The 12,634-nt window shown below is 67.3% G+C and carries 12 protein-coding genes; 6 read left to right on the top strand and 6 right to left on the bottom strand.

Annotation, left to right across the window (positions count from 1 at the left end; all coding sequences use genetic code 11):
- Window positions 1–44 precede the first annotated feature (44 nt).
- Genes modC through modA form a run of 3 tightly spaced genes read right to left on the bottom strand, consistent with a single transcriptional unit; the run spans window position 45 to window position 2,544 of the window.
- Window positions 45–1,124 (bottom strand): molybdenum ABC transporter ATP-binding protein, encoded by a 1,080-nt coding sequence (modC, locus tag ACEN9G_RS13140; protein WP_483126698.1) that lies wholly within the window; start codon window positions 1,122–1,124, stop codon window positions 45–47.
- Complete coding sequence (gene modB / locus ACEN9G_RS13135) at window positions 1,121–1,807, bottom strand: molybdate ABC transporter permease subunit (RefSeq protein ID WP_413339007.1); 687 nt, start codon at window positions 1,805–1,807, stop codon at window positions 1,121–1,123. The genes modC and modB overlap by 4 nt, the downstream gene beginning before the upstream one ends.
- Window positions 1,804–2,544, bottom strand: a complete 741-nt coding sequence (gene modA, locus ACEN9G_RS13130) for a molybdate ABC transporter substrate-binding protein (RefSeq protein ID WP_413339005.1) — start codon at window positions 2,542–2,544, stop codon at window positions 1,804–1,806. The genes modB and modA overlap by 4 nt, the downstream gene beginning before the upstream one ends.
- Before the next feature lie 106 nt (window positions 2,545–2,650).
- Here modA and ACEN9G_RS13125 point away from each other — a divergent pair, with 106 nt between their 5' ends.
- Together ACEN9G_RS13125 and ACEN9G_RS13120 are read left to right on the top strand one after the other, a co-directional pair.
- On the top strand, window positions 2,651–3,418 hold the full coding sequence (locus tag ACEN9G_RS13125) for a TOBE domain-containing protein (RefSeq protein WP_413339012.1): 768 nt from the start codon (window positions 2,651–2,653) through the stop codon (window positions 3,416–3,418).
- Between the two features lie 95 nt (window positions 3,419–3,513).
- Window positions 3,514–5,310, top strand: coding sequence for a patatin-like phospholipase domain-containing protein (locus tag ACEN9G_RS13120; protein ID WP_413339004.1), 1,797 nt, complete (start codon window positions 3,514–3,516; stop codon window positions 5,308–5,310).
- Between the two features lie 3 nt (window positions 5,311–5,313).
- Here the strand turns inward: ACEN9G_RS13120 and ACEN9G_RS13115 are convergent, their stop codons facing one another.
- Complete coding sequence (locus ACEN9G_RS13115) at window positions 5,314–5,661, bottom strand: GFA family protein (RefSeq protein WP_413339002.1); 348 nt, start codon at window positions 5,659–5,661, stop codon at window positions 5,314–5,316.
- Window positions 5,662–5,815: 154 nt separating this feature from the next.
- Here ACEN9G_RS13115 and ACEN9G_RS13110 point away from each other — a divergent pair, with 154 nt between their 5' ends.
- Window positions 5,816–6,184 (top strand): hypothetical protein, encoded by a 369-nt coding sequence (locus ACEN9G_RS13110; RefSeq protein ID WP_413339000.1) that lies wholly within the window; start codon window positions 5,816–5,818, stop codon window positions 6,182–6,184.
- A 4-nt stretch (window positions 6,185–6,188) separates the two neighbouring features.
- Here the strand turns inward: ACEN9G_RS13110 and ACEN9G_RS13105 are convergent, their stop codons facing one another.
- Window positions 6,189–7,580 (bottom strand): hypothetical protein, encoded by a 1,392-nt coding sequence (locus ACEN9G_RS13105; protein WP_413338998.1) that lies wholly within the window; start codon window positions 7,578–7,580, stop codon window positions 6,189–6,191.
- 77 nt (window positions 7,581–7,657) lie between these two features.
- Window positions 7,658–8,998, bottom strand: a complete 1,341-nt coding sequence (gene tssK, locus ACEN9G_RS13100; protein WP_413339010.1) for a type VI secretion system baseplate subunit TssK — start codon at window positions 8,996–8,998, stop codon at window positions 7,658–7,660.
- A gap of 210 nt (window positions 8,999–9,208) precedes the next feature.
- On the opposite strand from tssK, the gene tssE reads away from it, so the two are divergent.
- Genes tssE through tssG form a run of 3 tightly spaced genes read left to right on the top strand, consistent with a single transcriptional unit; the run spans window position 9,209 to window position 12,629 of the window.
- Window positions 9,209–9,712: a type VI secretion system baseplate subunit TssE gene (gene tssE, locus ACEN9G_RS13095; protein WP_413338996.1), complete on the top strand. Its 504-nt coding sequence runs from the start codon at window positions 9,209–9,211 to the stop codon at window positions 9,710–9,712.
- A gap of 2 nt (window positions 9,713–9,714) precedes the next feature.
- Window positions 9,715–11,571 carry a type VI secretion system baseplate subunit TssF gene (tssF, locus tag ACEN9G_RS13090; RefSeq protein ID WP_413338994.1) on the top strand — a complete coding sequence of 619 codons (1,857 nt, stop codon included), beginning with the start codon at window positions 9,715–9,717 and terminating at the stop codon, window positions 11,569–11,571.
- Window positions 11,535–12,629, top strand: a complete 1,095-nt coding sequence (gene tssG / locus ACEN9G_RS13085) for a type VI secretion system baseplate subunit TssG (RefSeq protein ID WP_413338993.1) — start codon at window positions 11,535–11,537, stop codon at window positions 12,627–12,629. Before tssF ends, tssG begins: the two co-directional genes overlap by 37 nt.
- The last annotated feature ends 5 nt before the right edge of the window (window positions 12,630–12,634 follow it).

Genomic DNA, 12,634 nt, shown 5'->3' with positions numbered 1-12,634 from the left:
GGAAATTTCCCAAAACCGGGCTCTGACCCCGGTTCTAGGTAATTTCAATTTAACAATGCCACGCCCTTGATCTGCACCCACAGCCGCAGTCCGGGCGCGATGCCCAGTTCGCGGCGCGAGCGTTCGGTGATGCGGGCCAGCAGCGGCGATTCTCCCATCCGCAATTGCACGAGCACGTGGCCCGGCGTGTCCGTGGCCGCCACCGCCGTCACCACGGCCGGCAGGCGGTTGACGATGCTCGTGCCTTGCGGGCGGTCCAGTGCAAGGCTGACGTCGCGCGCGTGGATGCGGCAGCGCAGGTGCGTGCCGATGGCTTCGCGGCGCCGCCCCACGAACAGCGCGCCGCCCGCGAATTCCAGGCGGGATAAAGCGTCTTCCTCGTGGCCGGCCAGGATCGAGTCCAGCACGACGCCGGCATCGTCGGCGAAACTGGGCGGCAGGTCCACGCGCGCCAGCGTCTCCGACAGCGGCCCGCTGGCGACCGCCTTGCCGGCGTCCAGCAGCACGAGGTGATCCGCGAGCCGCGCCACCTCGTCCGGCGCATGGCTCACGTAGACGATCGGGATCGCCAGTTCCGCATGCATCCGTTCCAGGTAGGGCAGGATTTCCAGCTTGCGGCGCAGGTCGAGCGCGGCCAGCGGTTCGTCCATCAGCAACAGCCGCGGCGACGCGAGCAGGGCGCGCGCGATCGCCACGCGCTGGCGCTCGCCGCCCGACAGACCGTCCGGCCGGCGCTCGAGCAGGTTTTCGATGCCCAGCAGGGCCGTCACGGGCTCCAGCGCGAAGCGGCGCTCGTGCACGGGCACGCGCTTGCGGCCGAACTCCAGGTTGGCGCGCACGGACAGGTGCGGGAACAGGCTCGCTTCCTGGAATACATAGCCGACGGCCCGCTGGTGCACGGGGACGAACACGCCGCGCGCATCGTCCTGCCACACCTCGTCGCCGCGCGCGACGATACCGCCGGGCGCGCGTTCCAGGCCGGCGATGGCGCGCAGGACCGTCGTCTTGCCCGAGCCGGAATGACCGAACAGGGCGCTGATGCCGTGCAACGGCAAGTCGAGGTCGACGTCCAGCTGGAACGCGCCACGGTCCATGCGCAGGCGTACGCGCAATCCGTCGGTCATCGGCGCCGTCCTTTCATCGCTTGCGGGTAGAAGGTGTACAGCGCCAGCAGCACGATGAAGCTGAAGGCCAGCATGCCGCCCGCGAGCCAGTGCGCCTGCGCATATTCGAGCGCCTCGACGTGGTCGTAGATCTGCACGGAGACGACGCGCGTCTTGTTCGGGATATTGCCGCCGATCATGAGCACGACGCCGAATTCGCCTACCGTGTGCGCGAAGCCGAGCACGGCGCCGGACAGGAAACCGGGACGCGCCAGCGGCACCGCCACCGACCAGAAGGTGTCCCACGGACTCGCGCGCAAGGTGGCCGCCACTTCCAGCGGCCGCGTGCCGATCGCCTCGAAGGCATTCTGCAGCGGCTGCACGACGAAGGGCAGGGAATAGCACACGGAGGCCAGCACGAGGCCGCCGAACGAGAACGGCAACAAGCCGATGCCGAGCGCCTCCGTCAGCTTGCCGACGGGGCCGTTCGGCCCCAGCAGCAGCAGCAGATAAAAGCCGATCACGGTGGGCGGCAGCACGAGGGGTAGCGCGACGACAGCCCCGACCGCGTGCCGCAGGCGCGAGCGCGTGCGCGCGAGCCACCACGCGATCGGTGTGCCGATCACCAGCAGCAGCAGGGTCACGACGGTCGCCAGCTCCAGCGTCAGGCGGACGGCCGCGAAGTCGGCGGCGTCCAGGGTCACAATGCGTAGCCGTACGAGCGGATGATCTCTCTGGCCTTGTTCGATTTCAGATAGCTTGCCAAAGCCTTCGCGGCCGGATTGGCGCCGCCCCTGGCGAGGATGACGGCGTCCTGGCGAATCGGACCGTGCAGGTTGTCGGGCACGATCCAGCCGGAGCCGGACGCGAATTTACCGTCGCGATAGACCTGCGACAGCGCGACGAAGCCGAGCGGCGCATTGCCCGTGCTGACGAACTGGTGCGTTTGCGCGATGTTCTCGCCCTGCACGAGCTTACCCTGCACGCGGTCGTAGACGCCCAGCTTGTTCAGCGTCTCGATGGCGGCCGCGCCGTACGGGGCCGTCTTCGGGTTGGCGATGGCGAGATGGGCATAGTTCCCCGTCTTGAGGACCTGGCCCTGGCCGTCGACATAGCCGTCCTGCGCGGACCACAGCGCCAGCTTGCCGGTCGCATAGGTAAAACGCGTGCCGGGCACGGTGCGGCGCTCCGCTTCCAGTCTGGCCGGGGTCTCGTCGTCGGCCGCGAGCAGCACCTCGAACGGCGCGCCGTTGACGATCTGGGCGTAGAACTTGCCGGTGGCGCCGAACGCAAGGACGGCCTTGTGGCCCGTGTCCTGTTCGAATGCCGCAGCGATCTTTTGCATCGGCGCGGTGAAGTTGGCGGCGACCGCCACTTGCACCTCGTCCGCCTGGGCGGCGTGGCACGCGATCAGGGCCAGAAGGCCGGCGAGTTGCTTCATGGTCGACTCCAGTTCTTTATCGCTATATAGTAGAGTATATAACGAAACGGAACAGGGCAAAGTGGAAAGCGACAACACAGGCTTCGCGCTGCAGGGCGCCGTCTGGATGACGGTCGGCGGCGAAAAATTCGGCGGCCAGGGACGGGTCGAGCTGCTGGCCGCGATCGGCGAGGCGGGATCGATCAGCCAGGCCGCGAAAGCGGTCGGGATGAGCTACAAGGGGGCGTGGGACGCGATCGACGCGATGAACAACCTGGCCGGCGAAGCGCTGGTGGAACGCGTCGCCGGCGGCAAGGGCGGCGGCGGCACGCGGCTGACGGCGCGCGGCGAACAACTCGTCAGGAACTTCCGGGCGCTCGAGCAACTCCACCAGCAATTCGTGGACCAACTCAACGGACAGGCCGGCAACCTGTCCGCCGACCTGACCCTGATCAGCAGGCTGAACATGAAAACGAGCGCACGCAACCAGTTCTTCGGCACCGTCTCCGGGATCCAGCCCGGCGCCGTCAACGACGAGATCGAACTCGACGTCGCCGGCGGCCACAGAATCGTCGCCATCGTCACGCACGAGAGCACGGCCAGCCTCGGCCTGGCAGCGGGCGCCCAGGCGTTCGCGCTGGTCAAGGCGTCTTCGATCATCCTCATGACGGAAGGCGAGGGTGCGCGCTTCTCGGCCCGCAACCAGCTCGCCGGCACCGTGTCCCTCCTGACGCCGGGCGCCGTCAACACGGAAGTCGTCCTCGACCTGACGGGTGGCGGCAGCATCGCCGCCATCATCACCAACGAGAGCGCGCGAGCGCTCGAGCTGGCCGAGGGCAGGACGGCCACGGCGATGTTCAAGGCGTCCAGCGTGATCGTGGGCGTGCCGGGCTAGGCTGTGTTAGCGCATAATCGACGCATCAAGCACGAGCGTCGACAGCGATGAACGATTTTCTACCGAAAGAATGCGATATCGTGATGGAGGGGGGCGTGACCTCCGGCGTGGTCTACCCCGCGTTCGTGGCGCGGCTGGCCGAAAAGTTCACCTTGCGCTCGATCGGCGGGACGAGCGTCGGCGCCGTGGCGGCCATCGCGGCGGCGGCGGCCCAGTTCAAGCGCAACCGCGTGCGCAAGGACGGGCAGGGCGAGGACGACGGTTTCCATCTCCTGGCCCGGCTGCCCGGCAGCCTGCAGGAAGCCGTCGGCGCGCACACCCGGCTGTTCTCGCTGTTCCAGCCCTGCGCCGCGCTGCGTCCGCACTTCCGCGTGATCGCGGCGGCGCTCAACGAAACGAGCAAGTCGAAAGCCTGCGGCTATCTATCCCTCGCCATGCTGTGGAATTTCCCGCTCGGTGCCGTGGTGGGCGGGGGCATGTGGCTGCTGGGCTTTCTGATCAGCAGCAGCCTGCTCGGCGGACACTGGCCGAGCGTGCCCCTCGTCGGTCTCGCCAGCGTCCTGTGGTTCGGCTTGTGCATGTTCGTGGGCGCGCTGGCCGGGGCGCTGCTGCAGGCCACGTGGTCGGCGTGGCGCGGGCTGCGCGCCAACCGCTGCGGCATCTGCTCCGGCCTGCGCACGTCCGCGGACAATCCGCCCGCGCTGACGGAATGGCTGCATGGCCTCGTGCAGGACATCGCCGGTCTCCCGCTCGACACCCCATTGACGTTCGGGCTGCTGCGCACGTCCGAGCCGCCGATCGAACTGGCCCTGATGACGACGGGCCTCTCCGAACTGCGCGCACACCGGCTGCCGCATTCGAGCGCCGACCTCGTATTCCGCGCCTCGGAAATGGCCGCCCTGTTCCCGCCCGCGATCGTCGACTGGATGACGGCGCACTCGCGCCATACGCGCCACGGCGCACGCACGGTGACGGTACTGGAACGCATGAACGCCGGTGGCGAGGATTACTACTTCATGCCCGATCCGGACGACCTGCCGCTCGTGGTGGCCGCGCGCATGAGCCTCAGTTTTCCCGTGCTGCTGCAGGCCGTACCCCTGTACCGCCTGCGCGCGCTGCCGGTGCATGGGGAAGGCGTCGACCTGCTGCGCGTCTGGTTCTCGGACGGCGGCCTGACCAGCAACTTCCCCATTCACTTTTTCGACAACATCCTCCCGACCCGTCCGACCTTCGGCGTCACCCTGCAGGACGACCTCGCCGACGACGACCCGTTCGACGCGCGCGTGTCTCTCCCGACGAACAACAACACCGGGGTGACGGCCGCGTACATGCCGGTCGACGACACCGACGGCCGCCCGTCGCTGCCGCGCTTCGCGGGCGCCATCCTGCGCACGATCCGCACGTGGCGCGACGAAGCCCTGAAGCGCACCCCGGGCTACCGCGACCGCGTCGTGCAGATCCGCCATACGAAAAAAGAGGGTGGGCTGAACCTGAACATGACGCGCGCCGCCATCGACGTGATGAGCCGCAGCGGAGAAGAGGCGGCGCGCCAGGTGATCGAGCGTTTCCTGAACCCCGTCGAAAAAGAAAACGGCTGGCTGAACCACCGCTGGGTGCGCATGCGCAGCACGGCGGCCGTCCTGCAGGAAACCTTCGCGCCCCTCTCCGAAGCCTGGCACGACGCGCGCCTGACACCCTCGTACGAAGCGCTGTGGATGGCCCACGGCATGGACGCCTTGCCCGCCTACCAGCTCAGCAAGGCCAACCGCACGGCCGGCTTCGCGCTGTGGGAACGCATCGTCGCGCTGCCGCAGGAAGTGGCGCCGGCGGAGCTGTCCGCCCACGCACCGCGGCCGCAGCCGGAACTCGTGATCGCGCCGCGCCTGAACTGAAGGTCAGGCGTCGCGGCCGTCGTAGTGCTGCACGGGAATCGCGTCGAGATCGATACCCTCGATGCAGCGCAGGTTGATGGCCGCCATCGGATTCCCCTTCGGATCGACCCCTTCCGCATACGGATGGATGCCGCACGTGGGACAGAAGCGGTGCTGGATGACGTGCTTGTTGAACGTGTAGGTGGCGGCCGCGTCCTCGGGCGTGCGCAGGCGGAACTGCGCACGCGGCACGAACCAGAGCAGCGATCCCTTGCGCTGGCACATCGAACAATTGCAGGCGAGGGCGCCCTGGATCTCGCCCTCCACTTCATACGCCACCTGGCCGCAGTGGCAGCTGCCTTGATAAATCATGTGTCGTCTCCTCCGTGCGTTGAGTTACGGGACTCATGGTAGCGCAGGATTTTTGCAAGCGCATGTGTCGGGACGCGCGTCCGACACAATCGGACATCGACCTGCGCGCGCAACCCGCTAGAGTGGCCGCATCGTCATCGACAAGGTGCAGACCATGACATCCGGTTTGATCAGGAAGCTCCTCCCGCTGGCCGCCGCCGCGCTTCTCATACCGCTCCCCGCATTTGCGCAAGACGTGAACGTCTGCTCACTCGTCTCCTGCAGCGCCAGCGGCCAGCATGCCGCCGTGCTCGACGAACCGGCGCAACCACGCCGCGCCGCGCGGACGGCTGCAGCGGCACGCCGCCCCGCGCAGGACGACACGACGCGCGATCCGTGGGCACGCCGCTTCCAGGGACGGGAAAACGAAGACGAAGATGTCTGCCTGCTGAACTTCGGCATCGGCGGCCAGCTGGCCAGGAAGGGATCCATCGACAGCCACGTGCTGGGCCGCACGCAGGCATGGCGCGCGCCGGCCCGCTGAGAGTTCAATCCACGGGTTGCACGAGCGTGGCGATGCGGCGGCCCGGCGTCTCGTTGGCGAGGCACAGCACCGGCGCGTGGCGCGCACCCGCGTAGTGCGCGCCCAGCGCGAGCGCCGTCACGAACGGGACGACGCCGCATGCGCCGCTCGATGCCCCGACACGTACGATGTCCGCGCTGCCGTCGAGCTGCCGCATCGTCGTGGCTGCGTATTCCATCAGCTCGTACACCGGGCGCGAGCGGTGGCCGGTATCGGCGACGATCATCGCCACGCCATCCGCACCGGCACCTGCATCGGCGAGCGTGCGCTCGACGAATCCCGCGAGCACGCGGTCGGTACCGCGCCTGCGTGTGTCGGCCGGCTCCGCGACCTGCACTTCCGCGAGCGGCGCGAGCAGCGCCACCGCCTGGCCATCGGATGCCCCGGCCAGCGCCGCGCCGCCCAGCAATAGGCCGGCGGCGCCCTCGCCCGGCATCAACCCCTGCGGCTGCGCGGCCGTGAACAAGACCTGTTCCGACGCCCAGCGTGCGACCGTTGCCTCGCCCACATGGGACGCTGCCGCCACCACGAGCGTGACACCGGGCGCTGCGCCGGCCGCAGTAATGCCGGTCACGGGATCGGTGCCGCACATGGCCGCACCGATCTCGCCACGCCATCCGGCCTGCGCCGCCGCATGCCGCAGCCACGCCGCAGCGGCATCGCGCTGTCCCTCGGACCAATCCGCAGGCAGCAGCGGCAGCACCTGGAGCCCGGGCATGGCATCGTCGCGCACGGCCCACTCGATCGCGGCACGTCCCGCGAGTTCCGCGACCACGCTGCTTGCCAGCGTCAGCGCGCGCCACTGCTCGTCGCTGAAGTTTGCCTCACTGGCTCCGTGCGCCGCCAGCCAGTCGGTGATGTCTTCCCGCAGCGCCTCGTCTAGCGCGTCCTCGCAGCGCGCGCACATCACGGGGAAGCCGTCGTCGTCGACGAGTTCCCGGTCCAGACCCGGGCGTGCCTTGTTGTCCGCGATGGCGGCCGCCAGTTCTTCGGCGGACACACCCTGCGGAGCGCGCAGTGCCGTCGCGAGGATCGCCAGGTGCCGCGCGTGCGCCGGGCGCGTGGCGGCGCTGGCCGGTCGTGCGGGTGCGGCGGGCAGCGCGTCGGCCTGGACGGTGGTGCTGCGTTGCGCGATCCGTTTGTATCCGATGAAGCCCGCCAGCAGCAGGGCTACAGGCAGGCCGAACAGCACCAGCATCCATTCCGACGTGGCGGGCACGCTCCCGCTCGCGCGCCACCAGACGATCGCGCCGCCCCAGCAGGCGACGAAGACGGTGGCAGCGATGAGGGCCTGCCTGATCCAGCCGGGGACTGTATGGGAAGCGGGGAGCGGTTCGGCGGTAAGAGGTGTCGACATGATGGTGTGGCGTCAAAGTTTGTCGATAGTGGCCTGCTGGCCTGCGATGAGTTCAACGAGGAACATGCACCGCGGACTCACGCAGCGACAGCCAGCAGTTCCAGCTTCAGCCCCTTCATCCCCGACGGCACGTAGATCGCCATCGATTGCGCCTGCAGCATGCGCTCGTACATTTGTCCCTTGGCATCGAGGATGAAATAGCACGTGTCGGGGCGCACTGGCACGGCGGCGGGCAATTGTGGCGCGTATTGCAGGCGCACGCCGGGCAGGGCCGACAGCACGCATTTCTCGACGTCGTCCGGCGCGCCGACCTTGAAACGCAGCGGCACGGTGTCGACGAGTTCCAGCGTCGGGATATCGGCCGAGACGGCGACGTAGAAGGTCGTCTTGTCGTCGATCTTGCCGGAGTCGAGCATGCCGTGGTGGTACGACGGCCGCACTTCGTTCAGGACAATGGCGAAGTACTTCGACGAGATCACGGTGTCGAGCAGTTCACGGATGATCTGGAACAGCTTGGCAAAGCCGGGACCGGGATCGGCGTGCTGGTACACCGGCAGGTCGGTCAGCGTCCAGCTTTTCGAAAACGTCATCAGCGCGCCGCCCACGCCCAGCAATTGTTCGTGCAGGCGTTCCGGGTGCAGGTCGGGATGGTGCACGTAGTGGGATAGCGATGCGCACGCGGAACTGGCGGTGTGCAATAGCCAGAACGACGACATGTCACCGGAACGGAATTCGATCACGTTGCGGCTCGGCTCGCGGTGGTGGCCATACAGCGAACTCACCTTGGCCTGCAGCGCCTCGAGCAGGCGGCGCACCTGCTGGAACAGGGCGGGTGCGGCACCCACCGACAGGCTGGGCGGCAGGAAGGACGGGTCCATCTCGAAGCCGCCGGACGGGGCGCGCCGCAGGCGCAGCACCGGAAAGCTGAGGTAGGCGTCGCGCGGCTCGAATTCCGGGACGAGACGCACGGTTTTCCTGAGGTAGGACACGGACGCCGGCGCCGCTTGCGTGTAGAGGTCGGGCGTTTCCTCATTGGTTTGCACGAAGCGGACCGTCTTGGTCGGCTGGCCCGGCTGGGCGAAATTGCCGCTGAAGGGTTTGAGGCCGGGCAGGGCGGCGTAATACGTGACGGTTTGCTGGGATTGCGGCAACTGGCTGAGGTCGACGGTGTCGGGCAGTTCGTCGGCACCCGGCGCATCGACCAGTTCGCCGTCCTGGAAGCGCAGTGCGAGTTCGAGGATGCGCAACACGTTGCTGGACAGCGCCTCGCGGTCGATCTGCAGTGTTTCGATGCCCCAGGCATACGGGTGTACGGCCCGGATGCTCTTGTACAGGCGGTGTTCATGGTACTGGTCCTGGCGCTGGAAATGCTGCGGACGCAGGAGCAGACCCTCTCCCCACAATACTTTGCTGGCCATGTTGCCGATCATCGTGCTCGTCATGCATGTCCTCCAGTCATTGACTTGTCCCAAGTCGATCACCTTAGTCCTTCATGACGGTTTTTTTTCTGCTATGACCTGCAGTTTTGCTACTGCTCAAAGTAACCGTGGGTCTTGCCCAACTGAACTATTTTTTCGCGCCCGACTGTGTAAAGATGCCCGCTTGCGCCGCCGGCATGGAGGAGTTCGATGGAAGGATTCACGCCTGGTTTTTTCGACCGTCTGCTGGGCACATCGGTGCGCGGCGCCGGTAACGCCTCCGTCTCGCGCATCACCGCCGAGGATTTCAAGGATGCCGTCGCGCGCGACCTCGAGGCGTTGTTGAACACGCGCTCCGTCATTCCCGAAAATTCACTGCAGGGTTTCCCCGAGTGCAGCGAGTCGCTCGTGACCTACGGCTTGACGGATTTCGCCGACCGCTCGCTGTCGAGCCCGAGCGACCGCGCTTACATCTGCGACTGCCTCGAAAAAACCATCGCCCGCCATGAACCGCGCCTGCGCAACGTGAAGGCGGTACTCGAAGTGCGCGACGAGAGTGCGGTGAACCGCCTGAAGTTTTCGATCACGGCGGTGCTCGTCGCCAGCGCATCGGAAGAACCGGTCAATTTCGACGCGCTGCTGCAGCCGTCGACCCTGCAATACAGCATCAACAAGGCGGGCAGGGCGTCGCCGGCCGCGTCCGCGCGAGGCTAAGCTTGGAACAATTGCTACCGTATTACGAGCGCGAGCTCGGCCACTTGCGCCGTCACCTGCGCGAATTCGCCGAGCGCTATCCGAAGATCGCGGGCCGCCTGCTCATCAGCGGCGAAGTGTGCGAAGACCCGCACACCGAACGCATGATCGAATCGTTCGCGCTGCTGAACGCGCGTATCGCGAAGCGGCTCGATGACGACTATCCCGAATTCACGGAAGCGCTGTTCGACGTCCTGTACCCCCATTACCTGCGCCCGTTTCCCTCCTGTTCGATCGCCCAGATGGATTTCGGGGGGACCGCCAACCAGCAGACGGGCATCGGCGTCCTCCCGCGCGGCACCGCGCTGAGTACGCGGCCCGTGCGCGGCGCGGCCTGCACGTTCCGCACCGTTTATCCCGTCACCGTCGCGCCGCTTGCGCTCACCAGGGCCGCGTTCTCCGCCATCATCGACCATCCGGAAGCCGTACGCCTGCCGGAAGGCGCCGGCTCCGGCCTGAGCCTGACGCTCACCGCCACGGCCGACCAGTTGCGCCTCGGCCGGCTGGCCCTGCCGCGCCTGCGCGTGTTCATCGACGGCGAACCGTCGTTCTGCGCGGCGTTGCGCGACACGTTGTTCATGCGGGCCGCGGGCGCATACGTCGAGGCGGACCGCAATGGCCGCTGGTTTCCCCTGGGCGCGATCCCGATCGAGCCCGCCGGCTTCGCCGACGACGAAGCCCTGATCGATTTTCCCGCGCGCTCGCATGCCGCTTACCGCCTGCTGACGGAGTACTTCTGCTTCCCCGACAAGTTCAACTTTTTCGACATCGACTTGGCCGCACTCATGGCCGCGCTGCCGACCGCGCTGGCGGCCGGCGCGACGACGGTGACGCTGCACCTGGCGCTGGCGGGCCTGCGCGCGGATTCGAACACGGCGCGCATGCTCGGCACGCTGTCGACCAACAACCTGCTGCTCGGCTGCACGCCCGTCATCAACCTGTTCCCGCAGCGCGGCGAGCCGATCCGCCTGACCCACGCGAGCGCCAGCTACCCCGTGCTGGCCGACGCACGCCGCGCCTTCGCCTACGAAGTGCAATCCATCGAATCCGTCAACCTCGTGCGCCAGACGCCGCAGGGAGAAACCGTCGTCGAATTCCACCCGTTTTACTCGCTCAAGCACGCCCAGACGCCCGAGCGGAACGGGCATTACTGGGTGCTGCGGCGCGACGAGACGCTGGCCGAGCGCAGCCCCGGGTACGAGACACAGATCGCCATCGTCGACATCGACTTCGATCCGGCCGCCGTCGAGACGCAAACGCTGAACATCGAACTCATCTGCAGCAACCGCGACCTGCCGGCCTCACTCTCCTATGGCCAGCTCGGCGGCGATTTGTTCCTCGAAGGCGGCTCGAGCATGAAGACGATCCACTTCCTGCGCAAGCCCACCATCACCTACCGCTTCGAGAGCGCCCGCAGCGCCCATTGGCGCCTGATCTCGCACCTGACGCTGAACCATTTGTCACTGGCAAACGGCGGCGTCGACGCCTTCCGCGAGATGCTCGCCCTGTACGACCTGCCCCGTTCGCCATCGTCGCAGCGCCAGATCGGCGGCATTGCCGGCATCGAACAACGTACCGCCAGCGCGTGGATGGCGGGCAATCCGTTCACCTGCCTCGTGCGCGGCGTGGAAGTGCGCATCCTCATCGACGAGGAAGCCTTCGTCGGCAGCGGCATCTACGCATTCGCCCACATCATCGAACGGTTTCTCGCCCTGTACGTGCACGCCAACAGCTTCACGCAACTGGTGGTGGTGTCCAATAAAACCGGAGAGGAATTATTGAAATGCCTACCGAGAAGCGGCGATTTGAGCCTGCTGTAATCGAGCGCCTGTTCAGGGAACCCTATCGTTTCGAGTACTTCCAGGCCGTGCGCATGCTCGAGCTCTGGCTCAAGCGGCACGGCAGCCCCCAGCACGACGCCATCGCGCATTACGTGCGCTTCCAGAACTCGACGTCGCTGGGATTTCCGGCCAGCCAGCTGGAAGCCATCCAGCCCGAGCCGCGCGACCTCGACCGCGGCGCGCACGCGCTCGGCAAGGCATTGCAGGAAGCCAGGCTCACCTACATCCGCGTCACCCCCTCCTTCATGGGCCTGTTGAGCGCCACCGGCGTGCTGCCGGCCCATTACACGGAGCGCATCGCCGACCACCAGCAGCGCCATTCCGACGAAGGTCCACGCGCGCTGCTGGACACGTTCTCGAACCGCTCGCTGGCCCTGTTCTACGCAGCCTGGCGCAAATACCGGCTGCACTTCAAATACCAGCTCGACGGCCAGGACACCTTCCTGCCGCTGCTGCTGGCACTGGCAGGGCTCGGCCACAATGCGCTGCGCCGGCGCCTGACGCATCCCAGGGACGGCGCCCTGCTGGACGAATCGATCGGCTACTTCGCCGCGTCGATCCGCCAGCGCCCGCCCTCGGCCGTACAGATGGGGCGCGTGCTGTCCGAGTATTTCGACCACCCGGTGCGCATCGAGCAATTCGTCGGGGCCTGGTACGACGTGCCGTCCGCCCAGCAGACCGTCCTCGGCCACCCCACCGCCGTGCTGGGCACGAGCGCGATGGCCGGCGACCGCGTGTGGCAGCGCGACCTGCGCCTGCGCGTCGTGGTGGGTCCGCTGGACCACGCCGGTTTCTCGTCGTTCCTGCCGGGTGGCCTCGCGGCGCGCGCCCTCAAAAGCCTGCTGGGCCTGCTGGCCGGCGTCACGCTCGAATACGAGGTCGAACTGATCCTGCGCGGAGAAGCGGTCCGCAGCACCGTCCTCGGCCCCGCGCCGAGCGGGAGACTGGGTTGGGATGCCTGTCTCGTCACCGGACCACAGGCGGATGACCGCGGCGACGTCCGCTACGCCCTGCAGCCGATCGAACAGCTGGCCTGACGGGC

This window comes from Massilia sp. Masssp94 (genome assembly GCF_059491305.1).
This window is presented reverse-complemented; position numbering and strand designations above follow the sequence as displayed.

Coding starts and splice junctions, on each gene's coding strand:
- modC (WP_483126698.1), bottom strand. CDS start 1,124: ATGACCGACGGATTGCGCGTACGCCTGCGCATGGACCGTGGCGCGTTC.
- modA (WP_413339005.1), bottom strand. CDS start 2,544: ATGAAGCAACTCGCCGGCCTTCTGGCCCTGATCGCGTGCCACGCCGCC.
- ACEN9G_RS13125 (WP_413339012.1), top strand. CDS start 2,651: ATGACGGTCGGCGGCGAAAAATTCGGCGGCCAGGGACGGGTCGAGCTG.
- ACEN9G_RS13115 (WP_413339002.1), bottom strand. CDS start 5,661: ATGATTTATCAAGGCAGCTGCCACTGCGGCCAGGTGGCGTATGAAGTG.
- ACEN9G_RS13110 (WP_413339000.1), top strand. CDS start 5,816: ATGACATCCGGTTTGATCAGGAAGCTCCTCCCGCTGGCCGCCGCCGCG.
- ACEN9G_RS13105 (WP_413338998.1), bottom strand. CDS start 7,580: ATGTCGACACCTCTTACCGCCGAACCGCTCCCCGCTTCCCATACAGTC.
- tssK (WP_413339010.1), bottom strand. CDS start 8,998: ATGGCCAGCAAAGTATTGTGGGGAGAGGGTCTGCTCCTGCGTCCGCAG.
- tssE (WP_413338996.1), top strand. CDS start 9,209: ATGGAAGGATTCACGCCTGGTTTTTTCGACCGTCTGCTGGGCACATCG.
- tssG (WP_413338993.1), top strand. CDS start 11,535: ATGCCTACCGAGAAGCGGCGATTTGAGCCTGCTGTAATCGAGCGCCTG.